This is a genomic window from Pantoea sp. At-9b, from assembly GCF_000175935.2.
Lineage (GTDB): Bacteria > Pseudomonadota > Gammaproteobacteria > Enterobacterales > Enterobacteriaceae > Pantoea.
In genome coordinates, this window is record NC_014839.1 from 59,916 (window position 1) to 81,536 (window position 21,621).

The 21,621-nt window shown below is 56.3% G+C and carries 8 protein-coding genes and 1 pseudogene; all 9 read right to left on the reverse strand.

All coding sequences use genetic code 11. The annotated features are described in order from the left end of the window. Positions 1-2: 2 nt before the first annotated feature. Entirely contained in the window at positions 3-767 is a 765-nt protein-coding gene (locus PAT9B_RS24215) for a thioesterase II family protein (RefSeq protein WP_013511932.1), read from the reverse strand. Beyond that, complete coding sequence (locus PAT9B_RS24220; protein ID WP_013511933.1) at positions 764-1,855, reverse strand: Gfo/Idh/MocA family oxidoreductase; 1,092 nt, start codon at positions 1,853-1,855, stop codon at positions 764-766. Before PAT9B_RS24220 ends, PAT9B_RS24215 begins: the two co-directional genes overlap by 4 nt. Further along, positions 1,852-2,979 carry a saccharopine dehydrogenase NADP-binding domain-containing protein gene (locus tag PAT9B_RS24225; RefSeq protein ID WP_013511934.1) on the reverse strand — a complete coding sequence of 376 codons (1,128 nt, stop codon included), beginning with the start codon at positions 2,977-2,979 and terminating at the stop codon, positions 1,852-1,854. The genes PAT9B_RS24220 and PAT9B_RS24225 overlap by 4 nt, the downstream gene beginning before the upstream one ends. Further along, on the reverse strand, positions 2,979-8,396 hold the full coding sequence (locus tag PAT9B_RS24230) for a non-ribosomal peptide synthetase (protein ID WP_013511935.1): 5,418 nt from the start codon (positions 8,394-8,396) through the stop codon (positions 2,979-2,981). The genes PAT9B_RS24225 and PAT9B_RS24230 overlap by 1 nt, the downstream gene beginning before the upstream one ends. Next, on the reverse strand, positions 8,393-17,974 hold the full coding sequence (locus PAT9B_RS29445; RefSeq protein WP_013511936.1) for a non-ribosomal peptide synthetase: 9,582 nt from the start codon (positions 17,972-17,974) through the stop codon (positions 8,393-8,395). The genes PAT9B_RS24230 and PAT9B_RS29445 overlap by 4 nt, the downstream gene beginning before the upstream one ends. A 333-nt stretch (positions 17,975-18,307) precedes the next feature. Continuing rightward, a complete protein-coding gene (locus tag PAT9B_RS31470) occupies positions 18,308-18,421 on the reverse strand; it encodes an AraC family transcriptional regulator (RefSeq protein WP_071883940.1) in 114 nt (37 codons plus the stop codon). Beyond that, a complete protein-coding gene (locus tag PAT9B_RS31005) occupies positions 18,375-19,031 on the reverse strand; it encodes an AraC family transcriptional regulator (RefSeq protein WP_190274696.1) in 657 nt (218 codons plus the stop codon). Before PAT9B_RS31005 ends, PAT9B_RS31470 begins: the two co-directional genes overlap by 47 nt. A 193-nt stretch (positions 19,032-19,224) precedes the next feature. Next, positions 19,225-20,213: pseudogene (locus PAT9B_RS30340) on the reverse strand (IS3 family transposase); the annotation flags it as partial. A gap of 183 nt (positions 20,214-20,396) precedes the next feature. Beyond that, positions 20,397-21,137, reverse strand: coding sequence for an EAL domain-containing protein (locus PAT9B_RS24250; RefSeq protein ID WP_013511938.1), 741 nt, complete (start codon positions 21,135-21,137; stop codon positions 20,397-20,399). Positions 21,138-21,621 lie beyond the last annotated feature (484 nt).

The window sequence follows — 21,621 nt, forward strand, 5'->3', positions numbered from 1 at the left end:
GCTTATCCTTCACTGAACAAGGGGGAGAACTGACGTAACGCCTGCCGTACACAAGCCACCACGGCGGCACGCTGGCTGGCAATAAAGAAGTGATCGCCCGGAAAACGATGCACGCGGCTTTCAGCTGAGGTACATGCCGCCCAAGCCTCAGCCTGCGACAGTGGCAATTCGCTGTCTTCTTCACCGCTCAACACCACGATCGGGCAGGCGAGCAACTGCGCTGGTTGTGGACGGTAATGTTCAATCAGCCGGTAATCATTGCGGATCACTGGTAACAACAACTCAGCCAGTTCCGGCTGTTCACGCAGGGCCTGGTTATCGCTGCTGAGTCGCAGCAGTTCTTCGAGAATTTGCTGATCGCTACCCAGATGGATGCAGCTATCCAGCGGATGAAAATCTGGCGGCTGGCGACCGGAGATAATCAGCAGTTCCGGTTGCAAGCTTTGGGCGGCCAGCATCTGCGCCAGTTCATGAGCGATGGCACCCCCCATACTGTGCCCGAGCAAAGCAAAACGGCGTCCTGCAAGCTGCGGCAGCAACTCATCCTGCAAGGCGCTCAGCAGTTCGGGCATATTGTCGATAAAGGGTTCAGCGAAGCGATCCTCCCGTCCCGGATATTGCACCACCGCCAGTTCAACCTCAGTGGCATCGAATAAGTAAGGCCACGGGCGAAACGTACTGGCCGCCCCACCGGCATGGGGTAAGCAAACCAGCAACAACGGGGCATTGGGTGCGGGCTGATAAAAGCGTAAAAAATGTTTGCTCATCGCGTAGTCTCCGCAGCTAACCGATCCAGCAGCGGCAGCATGGCTGGCGTGTCGGGATAAATCAGTTCAGGCGGCCCCAGCACCGATGACACCCGATGCCAGAACCCGGTCACACCCAGCGCCCACTGCACCTGTTGCTGCGCCAGTGCGGTGTCGTTGATGGATCGCTGAAAGTCCGCCACCGCGTAGTTAATCGCCTGCGGCCAGACCTGCTCAAAAATCTCGCTGAAGCTGACGGCTGCGCTGTCCGGCAAAACAGTGCTGCTGAGTGCCGCTAAACGTTCTGTCCCTGGACCTTTCAGCACCAGCCGATGAGTTTCATCACGATGGGTGTGTAATCTGGGACTCCAGATCGCCGGACCGTGGGTATCCGCCAGGGCCAGTACGCCGCTTTCGGCGGTGATGGTCAGTCGGTGCAGCAATAGCGCGTGGTTGTCGGCGTCTGCCGGATGGATTTGGTTCTGGACACGCAGCGTCAGCGGTACACCGCCGATACTGCCGTGCAGGCAGGTATAAGGTCCCACCTGGCGGGGCTGCATCAGCTCCAGTTGCGCCGGGCGCAGTTTCCCCAGCGCGCGCGCAATCACATCCAGCAACGGGTAAAGAACCTGAGCTCCGCACACGCCTTCGATGTATTGCACCGGTTGGTGCTGACGCAGAATCTCGGCAGCATCGAGAAAGCGACGGATGGGGGCAACAAAGGGGTAGAAGGCATTGATACCAAAACGGACGCGATGTTGATGTGCCATGCGCAGACAGTCGGCTAACTCGTCAGGGTGAAGCGGATGCTCCTGCAATACATGAATGCCCCGACTTAACAACTGGCAGGCAATTTCCGCGCCTTTACCACCTGAGACGGCTGCTCTTACTACCACGCAGGCAAGATCGATGTCTGCTGGCAGACTTGCCACCGAGGTGTAGTGAGCAATATTCAGCTCACGCGCGTAACCCGCAGAAGCAGCAGAACCACTGGAGAGGATCCCGACCAGTTCAATCGCCGGATTATTTGCCAACGCGCGCAGATAAAAGCGGCCAAAACTGGTGCCACAAACAATCGCGCGGCAACGGGGTGTCGAAACAGAACTCATATCACCCCCTGCTCTGCTTGCATGTCTGGCTGATACTGGCTGATGTGGGTGCCCGTATGCAGTCGCGTGATATCCGCCAGCACAGTCGCCGGTATCAGCACGCGATCGGCAAAATGCACACCCGGATTAATTTCGCCGCGCATCAGGCTCAACACCGTGCTGACGGCAGTAGCAGCGGTCAACGCCAGGCTGCTGTCCGTGCGGATCACCACGCGCCGACGCGGTTCCCCCTCCTGCTGCCAGTCAAACACCATCTGGTAATACGGGGCATAACCTGCCAGGTCAATTTCACTGGCCTTCTCCACCGCTGCACTGGCGAGCGCCAGACTCTGTGATGTGCCATCCACCTTGCCACGCAATCCGGTCAGGGTTTCCCGCAGGCATTGACCACTGAACACGTTGTACCAGCTCAGACTCGACAGGTTATGGCGCAGTGCCAGCCGCTCGGCGTCAGCACTCAACCACGGCAGCAGCGTGACATGGCCGGGGAAATGCGGCAGCGTGTCGGTCTGCTGGGTTGACAGGCTGTGGCGGCTACGACGTCCGAGTTGCCAGCTGGCACCGGCTTCCCCGTACCAGTAATCGCTGCCCTGCAAGGCGTTGCATTGTTCATTTAACGACAGCACCAGATCCGCAGCGGCCGCGCCACTCACGCGCTCAATACCGCCGGTGTAGACCGTCAGATCGCCGCCAGCACGCTGACTTATCCAGCCTGGCACCAGGTTCGCCAGGCCGGGCAACATCCCGGCAGAGAGCACGGCGACCCAGTGCTGATCGCCAGCGGGTTGCTGCTGCAACAAATGCCATGCCGGACCATCACCTGAGACATCCACATAATTCACCTGCATCGAGGCAGCCGCTCGTGCTACCCGATCCAGCACCTGATAGGACGGCCCTGCGCAGTTCACCACCACGGTGCAGCCACGGCAAAACTCGCGCAGTTCCTTCTCCTGCCATAAGTCCACCGGATTAGCTTCCACACCCAGCTGTGTCGCCAGTTGCTGCAAGGGCTCGCGACGACGACCGCCGAGCCGCAATGCAAATCCTGCCTGCGCCAGCCAGCGGCTGACATCACGTCCTGCGCCACCGGTGGCACCGAGCACCGCAATGATGTTGTTGTTCATCAGGCGGCTCCCGGATTGGTATGACGTGCAATCAACGCAGCCAGGGTTGGCGCATGGTGGCGAGACAGACAGCTAAAGTGATCGCCAGGCGTGTCTTCAACAATCAGTTCACCGAGGCACAGCTGGCTCCAGTAGTCGTGGACATCACCGGGCGTGCCGGGCAAGAGCGGATCGCTTTCGCTGTTACGCAACAAAATGGTTTTACCGAACCAGGGATCGGGGCGATATTGCCCCACCGAGGCCATGCTGTGCCCAAACAAGGCGTAACGACTGGCAAACAGCGGGCTGGCTTCATCCTCCTGATGATAGGCTCCCTGCGCCATCCCGGCTGTCTGCAAGGCTTGCAGGCGAACGGCTTGTGGCTGCTGGATCCAGCGCGTCAGTGCCTGCGCGACCTGTGGATGGCTGTCGAGGCCATCAAATGCGTCTTCGGCGATACGCTGCGGGGTGCGTTGCAGGATAGTGCTGACGGCCGCCGCCAGGGCTGGCTCCTGCGGCAGACCCAGTTTCTCCAGATCGGCCCCGATCGCACGGGCAAAGACGTAATCCACCAGGCGTGCGTCATCCACCTGCGGCGGTTGATACGCACTGATGACTACCAGTTCGCGCACATTTTTGCCGCGCTCGCTGAGCTGACGGGCGATTTCCGCAGCCAGCAAGCCACCGAGGCAATATCCCAGCAGCGTGAAACTTTCGCCCTGCTCTGACAACACATCGGCATAGTGACCGGCCAGCGTCACCAATGCCTCATGCGGGGCCAGTGCCATAAACGCCTGCTGGCTGGGCAATTCAAGGCCGACACCACGGGCAAATTGTGACTTATCCAGGTTCGCCAGCAGATGCTGATACGGCTGGAGATTGCCCGTCCCGGCGTGCAGCAGTACGCAGCAGTGGCTGTGATCATCCTGCTGCCCCCACAATGGAACCAGCACCGCACGCGCCTGCTGCTGTTGCTCACTCTGCTTCGTGCTGTTGCGTAGCAAGTCTGCCAGTCCCATCACCGTGGATTCCCGCAGCAGATGGCGCAGCAGGGTTTCCCATTCAAAATGGGCCGCAGCTTCGACCTGGGCGCGCAAACGCCCGATCATGCGAGATAACAGCAGGGAATCACCGCCCAGCGCATAGAAATCCGCATCGCGCTGTACATCTGCCACTCCCAGGACATCTGCCCAGACGGCGGCTATTTGCTGTTCCAGTGCATCGCGCGGCGCGTTACCGCTGCCTGTCTGCTCTACTGTGGTCAGATGCTGCGGCACGGCACTTACCAGCCGCTGACGATCGGTTTTACCGTTAGCAGTTCGCGGCAGACGATCCAGCAGATGTAAATGCGCAGGCACCATATAACCAGGCAGACGATCGCTCAGAAAATCCCGCAACTCATCATGGTGCAGGCTGGCACGATCCGTTTTGAACTGTGCGACAAATACCCCTTGCCCGGAGCTGGACAGCGCACTTTCTGCCAGCGGGGCGCAATCGGTTAATGTCGCCCCCGCCTGCGCCAATAAGCCGAGCCATTGCTCGCGGGTAAAGAAGGTTTGATCGGTGGTGGCGCGCAAGTCGGTAAAGCCCGTCAGCTCCGGGAAGAACTCCATTGACACCAGCAGCGGGTAGTTATGGCGACGGAAAGGTTCGATAAACACCAGCGTGCCGCCGGGTGCCAGCAATGCGGAGAATTGCGCCAGCACGTCACCAGCATTACGGGCGTTATGCAGCACGTTGGCGCACAGGATCACATCAAAGCTATTCGCCGCCATCCCCTGCCGCCCGGCATCTTCGTTCATGTCAAAAATGCCGTAGTGCATCCAGGGATAAGGGGCAAAAAGCTTACGCGCTTCAATGAGGAAGAACTCGGACAGATCGGTAAACCAGTATTCCGGCTGGTACGGAGCCAGCGCAGGCACCAGATCGCTGGCGGTCCCCGCCACCCCGGCCCCCACTTCCAGCACCCGCAACGGACGGGCGCTGGAGGCGGCGAGTGCAGTGATCGCCGCGATCACGATTGCGTTCATGCTCTGGCTGACCAGGTTATCCCGATAGGCCGCGTGGGCGGTCGCAAGCTCGCCTTCCGGAAACAGAATGCCGCGCACATCGGTCTCTCCCCGCAACAACCCGCTCAGGCAATCACTGCACACGCGGATATAGTGCAGCGTCTGGCTGCCATAACCGGCACGCTGTTCAAGCTGCTCAACCTCATGCCAGCACTGCTGCAACGTGGCGGTGTCGCAGGGGATCAGGTCTCCGTAGCGACCCTGCGCATCCTGGGTGAGCGCACCGGCACTGACCAATCCGTCCAGCCAACGGCGCAGGAGTCGCTGATGCACCTCCGCCACCCCTGTCGCTTGATAGATCTCCTCCAGCGCGTGGCGGGAAGCGGGGGTGGCAAACAGGCCATCCTGACGCAGGCGATCGGACATCGCGAGGATCGCCACGCGATCTGCGCCGGTCATTAAGGCCTCGAAAGCCGCACCGTCAATCTGCTGCTCAATCTGCTGTGCGCGACTCTGGGCATTTTCCATCGCTGACCAGGCGCTGGGCTGTTCCCCCGCCGCCAGTTCAGCAAACCCCAGCAGATTACTGGCGGTGCCGTTGCCTTCCGTCAGGCAGACCGCCGCATCGGTGACGGCCGGGTGTTGACGCATCACCGCAGCGATTTCACCCAGCTCAACACGGTGGCCGCGAATTTTGACCTGATTATCGACACGCCCGAGAAACTCGATGTTGCCATCCGGCCAGTAGCGTCCCCGATCCCCGGTCAGGTACAAGCGCTGACCGTTATCACGGGTGACAAAGCGCGCGGCGGTCTTCTCCCGGTCCAGCCAGTAACAATCGGCCAGCCCATCACCGCTGATGGCGATCTCACCGCTGACCCAGTCAGGACGATCGTGCCAGCCTTCATCAACAATATGCAGCTGCTGATTGGCTAACGGTTTGCCGTACGGAATGCTTTGCCAGTGGGAAGCGATGTGGGTGACCGGATGGAATACCGACCAGATTGCCGCTTCGGTGGCACCTCCCAACGCGATCAGCTGAGCATCGGCTGCGATGGCGCGCAGTTGGGTCAGCAGAGTAAGCGGCACCCAATCCCCGGATACCAGCGCCAGGCGTAGCGTCAGCACCGGCTGTGCCGTATCCGCCAGCATCTGCAACTGGGCTGGCACAGTATTCCATAGCGTGACGCCATATTGGGTGATACGTTCAGCCCAGTGTGAAGGATCCGCCTTTCTCGCTTCCTGTGGGTAGACCAGGGTGCCACCCGCAGCCAGCACACCAAACAGATCGTACACGGACAGATCGAAACTCAAGTTAGCGACAGCCAGTATCCGATCCTGGGCGCTCACGGCAAAGCGACGGTTAATATCGGCGATGGTATTCCAGGCGGCATGATGGTTGATGACCACGCCCTTGGGTTCACCGGTCGACCCGGAGGTATAAATAATATAGGCAGGCTGATGGAGGCCGACTCTTAACGACTGGAAATCACCCGCAGAGGTGTCGGTACGCCAGGTAACCGGATCGACATCTTCAGGCAATTGTTCTGCATGCTCACAGATTGCCCAACGCACCCCGGCATTGCGTAAAATCGCCTCCTGACGGCGCGCAGGCTGTTGGGTATCGACCGGTACGTAGCAACCCCCGTTCAGCAGAATGGCAAGCGGGGCCAGTGCATGGGCACGCCCTTTGTCGCACATCACCGCTACGGCTTCGCCAGGACCATGCCCTGCCCGCTGCAAATCCGCCGCCAGTCCGTAGGCCTGAGCGGCCAGTTCGCCGTAGGTCATGCTCCCTGCATCATCCCACAGCGCGATGGCATCCGGCTGCTGTTCTGCCTTCTCCAGGAACCCCTGATGCAGCAGTTGGGCGAAGTCTGGCTGGCAATCCGCGTTGGTTTGCTGACGAATGGCGGCCTGTGCCGCAGGCAGCGTCAGCAACTGACGCTGGTTAAGACAAGACTCACCTTCAGTCAGCAGGAGCTGAATTACACCGCTGAAAGCAGCAAAAGCCTGTTCAATAAACTGTTCGGGGAATACCCCCTCGCGCGAGTCCCATGCCAGCATCATGCCATCGGGTTGGGCGGTGACCTGACAGTCAATCAGCACCTGTGGAGTTTGGGTTAATCCTTGCTCGATACGATAGCGCGCCGGAGCCTCCTGCCGTTCGCCCTGACCGAGGGTGCTGGTAAACACCACCGGCATCAGCACCGCCTCACCATGATGGCGTGACAGTTCACTCAGCACCTCAAGGCCTGAAAAGGCACTATGGTCAAGATCGGCAAACAGGCGCTGATTGAGGGTCAGCAGTTGCTGCGCAAAAACCTCTTCGCCACGCAGATCCACTTCCAGTAGCGTCACGGAAGTGAAGTCGCCTACCATCCGTTCAAGGTCGCTGTGTTGCCCTTCACGGCGGAAAATCGGCAGGTTAAGCGTGAAATGGCGGCTGTCGCTGTAGAACCCCATTACCTGGGAGAATGCGCCCAGCAGCAGCGCGTTCAACGTCACCTGGGCTTTCGCGGCCAGTTGATTCAGTTGCTGACGCTGTTGATGCGACAGCCGCAGTTGACGACGGACAAATGCGGCCTTTTCGCTGCTTGCGCTTACCGGTAAAGCCGGGGCATTGGGTAATGCAGGGATGCGGTCCCGCCAGTATTGTTGTGCCTTGCGGTAGCGTACACCCTGGCGTGCGGCACGCCGGGCGATCACGTAGTCACGGAAGCCCAGCGAGGGAGCGGGCAGCAGTGTCTCGGGCGCAAACAACAGTTGCTCCAGTTCATCCACCAGCAAGTAAAGGCTGGCGGAATCCACCAGGATCAGCTCAATCGACAGCAACAGGCGGGTTTGTCCTGCCGCCTGGACACAGGCTGCGGCAAAAAGCGGCCAGCGTTGATAATCCGCCGGAGCAGCCAGCATCTCTTCGCGCAACTCGTCGATACGCGTCCTGATTGCTGTGGTTGGCAGATCGGGCCATGCGTGTTGTTGTGGCTGAAACAGCGGCACCTCTGGCAGAACGTGCTGAACCCCCTCTTCCTCAATCACCACCCGCAACATGTCATGGCGAGCAATCAGCTGATTAAGTGCACGGTTGAGTTGCGCCGACGTGACAGGCTGATCAAAACAAATCTCCAGAAATCCGCGACAGGCGACACCGCCGAACGCGAACGCGCTATGACGCCCGACAAAATACGCCTGCTGCGCTTCGGTTAAGGGGAAAGGTGCAAAACGTGCATCGGGATCGGCTTGCAGCACAGCCCCGATCTCCTGCTCCTTGAGCCAGTCGAGGATGGCCGGTTTATGGTCACGTAACTCCTGCACAATAGCGTCGGTCATTACCCCGGCAGGGGCGCGGAAGCGCAGATTGTTGTCTTCCTGCCACAGTTCGATGCCCTGGGTTTCCAGTCGTGCGATAACGTCGGAAATTTTCACAATAAACCTTCTTCCATACTGTTTTTGTCAGCCAAATGCCTTTCGACGGATGCGCAAAGGCCCGAGAGGGTAGCGTCAGCAAAAAAGTCTCGCAGTGTCAGACGGATACCGAAGTGTTTGCAGATTTGCGCCACCAGGCGGGTACCCAGTAGCGAATTACCGCCAGCGCTGAAGAAACTTTCGCTGGCGTGGCCCGGTTGTGCTCCCAGCACCTGTTGCCAGATGTCTGCCAGCGCCTGTTGGTGAGGATCGTCCAGAGACAACGCGGTTTGCGTGGCCCGGGGGGTGAGTTGCGCCAGCGCTTTGCGGTCGATTTTGCCGTTGGCGGTGAGCGGCCAGTGGTTGAGCGCGGTGATGTCCGCAGGGATCGCCCAGCCAGGTAACACGCTACGCAGCTCGCGTTGCACCGCTTCGACAGACGTCGTTTCACCCTCATAAAAGGCGTGCAGACTGGCGCTGACACCACTCCCCTTCAGCAATACCACTGCGCGGCGAACGCCCGCACAGCGTTGTAGCTGTTGTTCAATTTCGCCCAATTCAATACGGTGACCGCGTAACTTCACCTGACCGTCGCGCCGTCCGAGGAATTCGAGGATACCGTCGGGACGGTAACGCCCGATGTCCCCTGTGCGATACCAGCGTTGCGGGTATACGCCACGAAAACTTGCCTGAGTCAGCGCCTGATCACCACAGTACCCACGCGCCACGCCCATGCCGCCAATCCACAGCTCTCCTGCCACCCAATCCGGTAGATCGCAGCCCAGTTCATCAACCACCCTGAACTGTTGATTGCGCAGTGGTAAACCGTAGGGCACTGATGTCCAGTCGCGCGGTGGCCGGGCCGGAACTGCCCAGGCGTTGGACCAAATAGCGGCTTCGGTTGCCCCGCCCAGCGCAATGGTCTGGCACAGCGGCGCGATACGTTCCAGCCTGGCCGCAATATCCGGGCTGACCCAATCGCCTGACAGCAATGCCAGACGCAGCGCTGGCAATTCATTGCCGCGCAGTTGCGCGATTTCGATCACCATCTCCATCAGCGTGGGTACGCTGTTCCAGACGCTGACCTGGTGCTGCTGCATTAACGCCAGCCAGCCCTCGGCATCGCGATGTTCTTCTTCTGCGCTGAGCACCAGCTTTGCACCCTGGCTCAATGCGCCGAAGATATCGAAAACCGACAGGTCAAAATCGAGCGCGGCCACGCCCAAAAACACATCCTGACTGCGGATGCCATAACGCTGGCAAATGTCATCAACTGTGTTACTGGCGCTGCGGTGTTCAACTTCTACGCCTTTGGGTTCGCCGGTCGAACCCGAGGTAAAGATGATATAAGCCAGGCTGGCCGCATCCGGCAGCACAGGCTCAAGCAGCGGTGTGCAGCTGAGCAACTGTTGCAGGGGGAGCGATGTGGCACCTTCCGCACGGCCAATCGCCAGCTTCACCTGTGCTTTTCGGCACAACAATGCCTGCCTCGCTGGTGGATGTTTGCCATTGACGGGCAGATACGCGGCACCAGCCGCCAGGACGCCCAACACCGCCACCATTTGATCGATGCCTCGCGGCAGGGATATCGCCACGCAGTCACCTTCTTTAATCCCCTGCTGCTGAAGACCCGCCGCTACAGCAAGCACGCGTTCCCGCAGCTCGCCATAACTGATACCGCCGTGCTGCCCGTCCCATACCGCTATCCGTTGTGGGTAACGGCGCGCCTGGTCAAAGAAGCCCTGATGCAGCAGTACCGGTCCCTGTTGCGGAGCCTCGGTCGCATTGATCTGCTCGCGCACCCGCTGCTGGGCGAGTGGCAACTGTCGTAACGGTGGCAACTGCCAGTCATCATCGGCCAGCAGCTGCAAGGATTGGCAATAGCTGGCAAACATCTGCTCCACCATCTGTGCCGGGAACAGTTCCTCCAGATAATCCCAGCTCAACAGCAGGCCGTCTTCGAGGTCGATAACCTGGTGGTCCAGCCACACCTGCGGCGTCTGGGACAGCGTGAAATCCGGCCATGGCGCGGATTTCGCCAGCGCATCGGCAACGCCGAGCATACTGGTGAACACCACCGGCACGGCGCGCGTTTCACCACCGTGATGTTGCGCCAGCTGGCGCATCACGCTGACAGCCGAGACATCCTGATGATCCAAATCGCGCCAGATTTGCGCCTGCATCCGCTGAGCATGACTGAGCCAACTCTCATCCGCGTTAGCGTGGTATTCCGCCAAAATCAGTGAGGTAAAGTCGCCGATCACCCGGTTGATATCCGGATGGAGTGGCTTACGGTCAAACAGCGTCATATTGACTACCAGCGATCGCTGGCCGCTCCAGCGACTCAACACCTCGGAGAAGCAGGTCAACAGCAGCACTGACGGCGTGATTTGCACCTGGCGCGTCCGTTGCAGGATCTTTTGCCACTGTGCGCTTGCCAATTTCGCCTGGAGACGACGGAAAACAGGTTGAGTCAGCGTGCCCGGTTCAACCTGAGTGGGCAATGCAGGCGCTGGCGGTAACGAGGACAGTCGCTGCTGCCAGTACTGGAGGGATGCAGAGGACGGCCCCTGCTGCTGGCGCAGGCACTGGTAATCGCGGAACCCGACGCTAAGCGGCGGCAAAGGTTCATCAGGGTGCTGGTAGTAATGGAACAGCTCGGTGAACAGCGTCAGCATGCTGAGGCCATCGACAATCAGGTTGTCGAGCAGCACCGCCAGCCGCACCTGGTTATCTCCGTAATGGATGACCTGAACGTCGTAGAGACGCCCGCTCTCGGGGGCGAGTTTCTGTCGCGCCATCTGTTGACGCAATCCAACCAAAGCAGCAGCACCCAGATGATGCTGACGGAAATGGTAGAAAGGCACCTCCTGCATAATCTGCTGCTGGCCGTCGGTGGTGATGCGACAACGCAGCATGTCATGGCGTAACACCAGTTGATGCCATGCCTGCTCCATACGCGCAACATCCATACCCGGCAGTTCATATTCGTTGTAGCACTGCGCCGCGATATCTCCGAGGGTGAACGCTTCCTGCCGCCCCAGCCAGTAAGCCTGCTGCACATCAGTCAGTGGGAAAGGCTGATAGCGGCAGGTTGCATCATGCACTAACAGCTGTTGTTGCGCCGTTGCTTCACGTTTCAGGCTGGCAGCAAATGCGCGTAGCTCAGGGGTGCTGAATAGGGAAGCCAGCGCCCCACGGAAACCCGCCTGTTGCAGGCGGCTCATCAGACGAGTTGCCACCAGACTGTCGCCACCCAGACTGAAGAAGTTATCACTTGCAGCCACGTGTGGTACCGCCAGTAGTTCACACCACAACTGTGCCAGCACGGTCTCCGCCTCGCCACTGATTGGCAGTTTCTCACCGGCATGTGCTGCCAGTTCCAGCTGCTCCGCAATCAGTCGGGTGATAGCTTCACGATCAACCTTGCCATTGGCGGTGAGGGGAATCTGGCTGATTTGCATCAGGTGTTCGGGCACCTCGTAATCCGGCAGGCTGGCCTGCGCTGCCTGTTTTACCGCGACCAGATCAAGCGGCCGGGAGGCCACCAGCGCCGCCGCGAGCTGTCGTGTTGTGCCGGTTAATACCACGGCAACGGCGCTGTCCACCTGCGGCAGACGGCTGAGCGCGCCTTCCACCTCGCCCAATTCAATGCGGTGCCCACGGATCTTGACCTGATTATCGGCACGGCCAAAGAACTCCAGCACACCATCGGGACGATAGCTGGCGACATCGCCGGTGCGATACCAACGGCGTTGCTGCCACGCCACAAACTTCTCTGCGCTGCGCTTTTCATCACCGTAGTAGCCTGTAGCCACTCCGGCCCCACTGACCCACAGCTCGCCTTTGACCCAGTCCGGGCAATCACGTCCCTGCTGGTCCACCACCCGGCACTGCATATTCGCCAGCGGCACACCGTAAGGTGCCGACGCCCACCAAGGATCGTCAGGCTGGATCTCATAACAAGTCGAGTGGATCGCCGCTTCGGTCATCCCACCGAGGGAGACAAAACGCGTCTGCGGCGACAGTTGCCATAAATCCTGCGGCAGCTGACGCACGACCCGATCGCCCCCGACCATCACCAGGCGCAGTACCTGAGTGAGTCCATGCGTTTGAGCCGCAACGGTAATCATCTCGATCAAGGCGGGTACTGCACTGATTACGCTGACCTGCCAGTGGTTAATCAGCGCTACCCAGGCGGCGGCGTCACGCCGTTCCGCCTCGTCCACCACCACCAGCGAAGCGCCACGCCCGAGGAAAGTGAAGATGTCATAGGCAGAAAGGTCAAAATCGAGGGCCGACAGGGTGATGGAGCGATCGTTGTCACTGATGCTGAACAGCGCAGCGACAGCATCAACGGTGTTCGCTACCGCACCATGGCTCACCACCACCCCCTTCGGGGTGCCGGTCGATCCGGAGGTAAAGATGATGTACTTCGCTGCCTCGGCAGGTTGTATGCAGGGGGCTGCCAGTGGCGTTGCCTGTAAGGCTTCACTAAGGCTGGTTACCGCGACGCCCTGTGGCCAACTGAGTTGCTGCAAACTGTTTTCATCGCACAGCACCAGCTTGACCCCGGCATCGCGATAGACCACCGCACGGCGTGCTTCCGGTAAGCTGATGCCGGAGGGTACATAGCAGCCCCCCGCCGCTAACACGCCCAGCACCGCGACAATTTGCTGAGGGCCTTTTGCGTGGGTGATAGCAACCCGGTCACCGGGTTGCACGCCCTGCTGTTGCAGATAGCCCGCAACCGCCAGCGCCTGTTGCGCCAGGGTACCGTAATCCATCTGCCATTCGCTGCCCCAGAGCAGCGCAGTGGCGCTGGGATGTTTACGGGCCTCGGCAAAGAAACGTAGATACAGCGGTCGTGATTCCGGGAAGGATAACGCGGTCTGATTGGTAAGTTGACGAACCTGTTGCTGGCTGTCCGGCAAGGGCAGCGTTACCGGCTGTCGCCAGTCGGATTGGGTTAACTGCTCCACCAACTGACAGTAGCTGCTGAACATCGCCTCGATCATGCCTGCCGGGAATAACGCTTCCAGCGCATCCCACTCCAACAGCAGACGTCCGCGTGACTCGCTGATTTTTGCGTCCAGCCACACCTGCGGCGTTTGCGTGATGGCATAGATTTGTTGCGGGAAGGCATCCGACAAATCGAGCGATGCGTCTTTATCCAGCCCGATAACACTGGTGAAGACCACCGGCATTGAAGCCATGGCCTGACCTTTCTGGCGCGCAAGTTCGCGCAATACCCAAATGCCGGACACTTCACGTTGTGCCAGGGCCGCCCCCTCCTGCTGTTGCAGGCGTTGTGCCGCAGCAAGGAAATCACCTTCGGCACTGCTTTGATAACCCAGCAGCAGAATTGAGGCGAAATCACCGACCACATGATTGATCTGTGGATGGCGCGGCTGACGATCAAACATTGTCAGGTTAATCGCCAGCGCGGCCTGATTACTCCAGCGCGCCAGCACCTCGCCATAGGCCGCAGCCAGCACCACGCTCGGCGTGATGCCGTAACGTTTCGCCACCGCTTTTAACTGCTGCCACCGAGTGGCCGATAACTCGTGGCTCCAGCGACGAAAACGTGGCTGTTGCAGCGTTTCCGGTGCGACCGCCAGCGGCAGGGCTGGGCGTTCCGGCAATGTTGCGAGATGCTGTTGCCACCATGCCTGCGCCTGTTGTTCGCGCTCCGCAGCGGGACGATTTTGCAAAACATAGTCGCGATAGCGGATATGCAGTTCGGGCAGGTTGAGCTGTGGATCGCGATACAGTTGATCCCACTCAGTAAACAACACCATGATGCTGCGGCCATCCAGCATCATACTGTCCAGACTGACGAACAAACGCTGGCGTTGCGCGTAATGAGCAACATGAATGGCGAACAACGGCCACTGGCACGGATCGTAAACCTGATGCGACAGTTTTTCGCGCAAGGTTGCCAGTCCGGCCTGTGCATCTTCACCCAGCCAATGCTGCTGGATTTCCCACGCGGGTAGTTGCTCCGCGACCTGTTGTTGCCCCGCTTCCGTTACGCGAACGCGCAACATGTCGTGACGTAGCATCAACTGGCGCCAGGCCTGTTCCAGCCGCACCACATCCAGACCCTGGCCGTCGAATTCAATGTAGAAGTGCGAGCCCACCGCCCCCAGCGTCATTTCCCCGGCGCGACCTATCCAGAAAGCACGCTGGATATCGCTGAGAGGGAACGGTTGGTAGCGATTGGCATCATCTGCGCTGAGTGGCTGGTCAGGTGCCTGATGCTTATATCGCACATGGGCACAAAATGCCGACAGCGTTGGTGTGGCAAAGAGTTCCGCCAGAGGTGCGCTAAGGTTCTGCTCGCGCATTCTGGCGATTAAACGTGTGGCGATCAGGCTGTCACCACCCAGCACAAAGAAATTGTCCTCGCGCCCCACTGCCGCGACCTGGAGTAACTGCTGCCAGAGAGCGGCGACCTGTTTTTCGATCTCATTTTCTGGAAGCTGAAATTGCCGCTCAGCGTTCTCCAGCTGCTGTTCTGCCTGCTGCTGTAATACACGGCGATCCAGTTTACCGTTAGCCGTCAGCGGCATTTCCGCGAGGAACTGATAATGTTCAGGCACGGCATAGGCTGGCAGTTGCGCGTGTAACCAGTCGCGCAGCGTTGCCTGACTCAAGGCTTGCGACGTCACCAGACTGGCGCACAACTGTCTGGCAGCCGGCGATACGATGCCAACGCTTGCCTGAAGCACCTGGGGATGACTCAGCAACGCGGTTTCAATTTCACCCAGTTCAATACGGTGACCCCGTATTTTAATCTGGTGATCGGTACGCCCAATGTACTCAATGGTGCCTTCAGGCCAGTAACGTACCCGGTCACCACTGCGATACCAGCGTCGACCGGCATAGGAAACAAACTTCTCCGCGCTACGGGCAGGATCCTTCAGATAACCCAGCGCCAGACTGGGTCCGCTGACCCACAGCTCGCCGCCGACCCAAGCCGGGCAATCACGGCCACGGGCATCAACTATACGGCAATGCATGTTTGCCAGCGGCTGTCCGAAAGGCACCGCTGACCATCGGCTATCCCCAGGTTGTAGCACAAACACCGTCGAGTGAATCGCCGCTTCGGTCATGCCCCCCAGCCCGACAAAGGCAGCCTGCCCGGTCAGTGACCACCAGCGCGAGGCCATCTCCGCCGGGATGCGATCGCCGCCCATCATCACCAGGCGCAAGGATGGCAGGGGGTTATCTGCCGCAGCAGTGAGAATCATATCCAGTAACGCCGGAACACAACTGATAACCGTAACTTGCCAGCGCTGTAACAACGCCACCCAGGCATGTGCATCACGGCGCTGGAATTCATCAACCACCACCAAACCGGCCCCACGACTCAGGCTGGCGAAGACATCGTAAGCCGACAGGTCAAAATCCAGTTCAGAGAGCGAGATTGTGCGATCCGTGGGTGTGAACCGGAACAAGCCATCAACGGCATCAATGGTATTGGCAACCGCGGCATGAGAGACGGCGACACCTTTTGGCGTGCCCGTGGAACCGGACGTGAAAATGACGTACATGGCCTGCTGGGCTGAAATGGGCAGGCATGATGGCAAAGGAGCACTGGCTAACGCTTCACTCAGCGCCACCACGGTGACCCCTTCCGGCCAGGACGGTTGGCACTCAGGGCGGTCATCACTCAAAACCCACTGCACATCAGCCGTCTGATAGACCTGCTGGCGGCGTAGTAACGGCACATCTATGCCGCAGGGGACATAGGTTGCACCAACGGCCAGCACGCCCAGCACGGCGATGACTTGCCCAACGCCTTTCCCCATGCTGACAGCAACGTAATCACCCGCTTGCACGCCCTGCTGCTGCAGGTATCCGGCGACACATAACGCCTGATGCGCCAGCTCGCCATAAGTGAGTTGCTGTGCATCTCCCCACATCAGTACAATCGCCTGAGGCTGTTGCAATGCATGGTGGAAAAAGCGCTGATGGAGCGGAATAGCCGGTGGTACAGATGTTTCGGGCTGAGGGAATGGCACCAGTGGAGCAGGCGTGGCAAGCGGTTTCTGCCAGCTGACGGGATCCTCCAGCAACTGAAGCATACGTTGGCTGAACCAGTCAAACATCGCATCGATAACCTGCGGTAAGAACAGGTCAGCGCGGAAATCCCAGTTCAGCAGGATACCGTCCTGATACTCGGTGGCCTGCGCATCCAGCCATACCTGCGGCCCCTGCGAGATAGACCACACCGTGTCGCCAAGTGTTTGTCTGACCTGTGGTTCATACAATTCACCCAGCGCCAGCGCACTGGTGAAAACCACCGGAGCCAGTACCTGTTCCCCATTTTGCTGCCGGGTCAGATCGCGCAGCACTTCAACGCCGCTATACGCCGAGTGCGCCATTGCCTGATGCAATTGTCCCTGAAACGCCCTTGCCTGCGCGATAAAGTCAGGCTGGCTGGCCGGTTCCACCGTCACCAGCACCGAGCTCGAGAAATCACCGACCAAAAGATCGACCTGGGGATGATCTGAGTGACGGGAAAAAACCGGCAGATTGAGTACGAAGGGTGCGGCGCCGCTCCACAAACCGATAGCCTCAGAAAACAATGTTGCCAACACCGCCGGAACTGTCAGTCCGGCCTGTTGGCTTAGCTGTGTCAACTTCCGACTTTGAGCTTCATTCAGCCAGACGTGTTTGCGTTCTGTACGGGGGACATCGCTCGACGTGCGTAACGGCAAAGCGGGTGGACCAGCCAAATCAGCTAAACGATGTTGCCACCAAAGGCGATCTTGCTGCCACTGCGATTGCTGGTTTTCACGTTTTTGCTGGAGATAGTTCGCGTAGCTGAAACTTAGCTCAGGAAGGGAGGCAAAAGGTTGGGCATAGAGTGAGGCAAGTTCGCGCAGCAAGATACGCAAACTGGCGGCGTCACCCGCGATCATATCTAGATCCAGATGCAGTCGGCTGCGCTGTCCGGGCAGCAGCGACAGCGCCAGCATAATCGTCTGGCCCTGTTCGATATCCAGCTGCTGGTGAGTGTAGCGCTGACGGTATTTTTCCAGCTCTACCGTCACTTCCGTGTCGGAGAGGTGGGTCAAATCATTCACCTGCAACGAGCGATTTTCAGTGGCAGCGATGTGCTGCAATCCATCGCTATTGATCCGCAGGCGTAGCATCGAATGCCGGGAGATAAGCTGCTGAAACGCCTTATTAAGACGCTCAAGATCTAACGCCGCCCCATCCAACTCAGCATAAAAATGGGCAGTGACACCACCAAGTTGCTGTTGCTCCTGTCGACCGATCCAAAAGGCATGCTGCATTTCTGCCAGTTCAAAGGGAGTTTCGCCTACATTGTGGTGAATGGCTGAGGACACGGTTACGCCACTGGCTGACTGCACAATTGCAATCCACTCCGCCAGCGTTCTTTTTCCAATCAACTCGGTAAACCTAACGGCGATTCCTGCCCGGCGCAGTTCACTGGCTGCCCGCATGGTGCGCATCGAATCCAGACCGTGGTAGATCAAATCACTGTCGTCACACAACTGCTCGGCGGGTACACCTAACAGCCGGGTTAACAGAGTTTTTAACAGCGTTTCTGGCGAACTCATGGTGGTGTTATCTCCTCAGAACAGCCGAAGACAGGCTTCGGTTATTTCCCTACCAATGAGGAGATATGTTGGTTTTAATGACTGTGTGTCGTCATGCGTTATAAGTTATGCCTTAAGACATTTGGCTATGCAGAGGGCCAAATAGCATTAATGTATTTGCGGCTTTAGATTAAAAAATGTGGAATTCACTTAGTTATAGATGAAGAATATATTATCACCGCAACAGTTAGGTTGATTATCTTCCTAGCATGAAAAATATTCATAATAGCCGTTGAATTGTTATTCATTAGGGCGGTGTGTTGACACTATTAATTAAGGTTTTTTGAAATAGCCTTACGGTGTTTCTCCCATTGCCTTCTTAAACATAGCGATATAAGAACTGGAACTCCGATATCCAAGTTCACCTGCAATCATCGCAACTGGCATCCCATTGGCAAGTCGGGTCATCAATTCCACCAGCCGTAACTATTGTCGCCATTGCCCAAATGGTATAACCCGTCTCTTTGATAAACAACCTACTCAAGGTTCTGTCGCTGGTGCCGATATGATCACCCCATATCTCCAACGATTCGTTGTTTGAAGGTGTGAGCATCAAGGCCTTACAGATTTTCTGCAGACACCGGTCCTCCGGAAGTGGCAGGCAACCGTGTTGAAGTTCCTGAGCCTCAAGTAATCCTCTCAACAACAGTGGAACTATCAATTCCGAGAGGAGATACTTTTTCTGTCTTCGCTCTTTCACCATTTCAAGTATCAGCTCGCTCAGTAGCGAAGTAACCATCAACACACAACATTCTGTCCTGTGATGGCTCCAGACATCGGGTTCAATATACACACTGTTCATGAGGGGTTCACCAGAGGCATACAGCTCATGACCTTTGCGATCTAGCGATAATAATCCACAATGATGCCCCAGCGTCCATGAGCCATGCGTGGTGATCACTCTCAACACGCCCCCGAGTGGCGAAAATAAACTGTAATTGCTCGTGAGAATGCCATGCTTACCGGTCTCCTTTTCGGTATTCATAGGTGGTGGATTTGATGAACGTTTGGTAATCATTTTTGTCGAGCGGATAACTGATCAGGATCCAGTCTACCGTGACGTTCTTGTGCAATTACACATTCTACTTTGGATCTTAACGCTCGTTCACGTAAATGCCTGCACACTCGCCTTTCAGCATTTCCAGTGTCATTGTTTACCTTCTAATTTTCCATTTCTTCAGCCTGCTGAAAATTCTGGACGGTGTCTAGTAATGAGGTCTGCACTCGTTATAGTCCTGCAGCCAACCTTAAGAATATCGCTGAACCAGTGCTCATTCATCCCGAAAGCGGCCACTAAAGCTCTCAATAAATCCGTTCTATCTAAGCTTACCCGGCTGGATTAAGCGTAACTTAACACCATGCTCAAAGGCTCATTGATCGAGCGCGCGGCATGTAAATTCCGAGCCCTGATCGGTTCTTATCGTCGCAGGATAGCCACGAAAATCTACAATTCTGTTCAGAATTCGTGTGGCCTGAACGCCTGTATTCCCGAAAGCAGTGGTGATCGTCAGGCACTCCTTCGTGAATTCATCCACACAGATAAGGCATTTAATTCTGCGACCGCTGCCAAGCGCATCTATGACAAAATCCATCGACCAGGTCAGGTTCGGTGCACCCGGGCGCAAAGCAGAAGCCGCTCAATCACCAGCCCTTTACGACGCCGTCTGCGTTTTACGCTCAAGCCATTAAGGTGATTGATACGGTAGACCCGCTTGTGATAACACAAAGACCTTCACGCCGAAGAAGCTGCCAAAGACGCCGGCAATCAAAGCGGCGGCGTTCAAGTGCCAGCTCTGTTATGCGTAGAGATAGCTAAGCATCAGCAGTAGGACTCTGAAGCTCATAGCGGCAGGTCGACAGGGACGGACAGACCTGCTAGCCTGTAGCACGACGTTGCTCACACATAACTTCTTTAGTTTCCCGCTTCTGGCCTGTCGTCAGAACTCTGGGTCCAGTGCCACCTGAAACGCCTCCTCATCCAGCATGGCCTGAGCGAGCAGCGTCTTGAGTCGGGCAATCTCCTCCTCAAGTGACTTGATCCGCATCACTTCGGGTACTTACATGCCGCCGAACTTACTGCGCCAGGTGCAGAAGGTGCGTCTGAAACAGCATACTTGCGGCAGAGTTCCCTAGCAGAAACCCCGGCTTCAGCTTCACGGAGGATACTGATGATCTGTTCATCGGAAAAACACTCCTTCATGGGGATGTCCTCATAGAGATTATGAAAACATTACTAACATCGCGGTATATTAAACAACGGGGAGTAGGTCACAATAATGTACAGGAAAAAATGAGTATGTTTACCACTTTGAGGAAAAATTAAATCAAGTTGCGCCCTTAGTTAATTGAAAGAATATTCCTATTCGTTATAATATAAAAACACTCACATAATTTTAGATGCTTTACCTTCTGCAATTTTCATTCTGTATATAAATTCCCTGAAGTCTGTTTTTTCGATCTCATCAAGAGAAACACTATCAAAAAAATGCCCCTGGATGCCGAATACAATATCTGGAAGGCCATTTAAATAATCTTCTCTCTCTACACCTTCCACGATAATATATCTACATATCATTGATATATCTCTCAGTACAATATTCCATGCGGGGTTATCATAATTCCTCCAAAAATACTCCTTGTCTATCTTGATAAACTCGTATATACCATCCTGTATAGCCTTAAGATTTGAAAATCCCGAGCCAAAATCATCGATCCATAACTTATAATAGCGGTATAGTTCTCTCAAAATGGGGGTTTGTATCCCACCATCAAGATCTGGAAAGTTTTCAGATATTTCAATGCGTATAAAAGGGTTTCTCATCATGATCAGTTTTATTTCTGATTCAGAAATAAGAAATGAGGCCATATCAAAATCGGCATTAACAGTGCATAGCAATGATTTGTTTCTAAAAAAATCTCTCTTTTCATCAATGCACTGAAGCTGATGAAGCAGAAAATTTTTTTTCGCTAAAATCGACATTCTTGACATGTGATAAGCAGGTGTCCCAGCGCTGGAAAACCTCGTAAGGACCTCAAAGCCTATAACACCGCCTTCTCTGTTAATAATTGGCTCAGCGATAAAACGATATAAGTGTTTTTTATCATATAGTTGTCGCTTGAACATACGTAGAATCCTGAGTCAAAGTAAAAGAGATGCACCGCATTTTATTATCAATTAACCCGATTGATACAGAGAAATCGATCGGTATTATCTATGTTTGTGCCTATCAAAAACCATATATCGATCGTTAATTCCTTCTTGATCTTTGGTGGAAGTAATTTTCATCATTATAAAATAACATTTTATACATCGTATTTTAGTTAAATTAAATAGGTGTGAATAATAATGGCCTCACGATAAAAAAAGAATAAAAACACCTTCTCAAAGACACTTCCCACGTAATTCCAATAGAAACAGGAATTGATAACCATTGCTTGAATCAATCGATGTAAAATATTAGAAAAATAATTACAACAATCCAAAACCGTTCTGGTATTGCGAAGAAAATAACTTCAACGACCTGATGAAGGATGCATCACGCGAGAAATAAACCAATAACTCCATCTAACTAGTCAGATTGTTTTCGGTGAAAAGAATTTATATAAAA

Excerpts from the sequence above, each read along its gene's own strand:
- PAT9B_RS31005 (WP_190274696.1), bottom strand. The coding sequence starts at position 19,031 with ATGATTACCAAACGTTCATCAAATCCACCACCTATGAATACCGAAAAG.
- PAT9B_RS31470 (WP_071883940.1), bottom strand. The coding sequence starts at position 18,421 with ATGACCCGACTTGCCAATGGGATGCCAGTTGCGATGATTGCAGGTGAA.
- PAT9B_RS29445 (WP_013511936.1), bottom strand. The coding sequence starts at position 17,974 with ATGAGTTCGCCAGAAACGCTGTTAAAAACTCTGTTAACCCGGCTGTTA.
- PAT9B_RS24250 (WP_013511938.1), bottom strand. The coding sequence starts at position 21,137 with ATGTTCAAGCGACAACTATATGATAAAAAACACTTATATCGTTTTATC.
- PAT9B_RS24220 (WP_013511933.1), bottom strand. The coding sequence starts at position 1,855 with ATGAGTTCTGTTTCGACACCCCGTTGCCGCGCGATTGTTTGTGGCACC.
- PAT9B_RS24215 (WP_013511932.1), bottom strand. The coding sequence starts at position 767 with ATGAGCAAACATTTTTTACGCTTTTATCAGCCCGCACCCAATGCCCCG.
- PAT9B_RS24225 (WP_013511934.1), bottom strand. The coding sequence starts at position 2,979 with ATGAACAACAACATCATTGCGGTGCTCGGTGCCACCGGTGGCGCAGGA.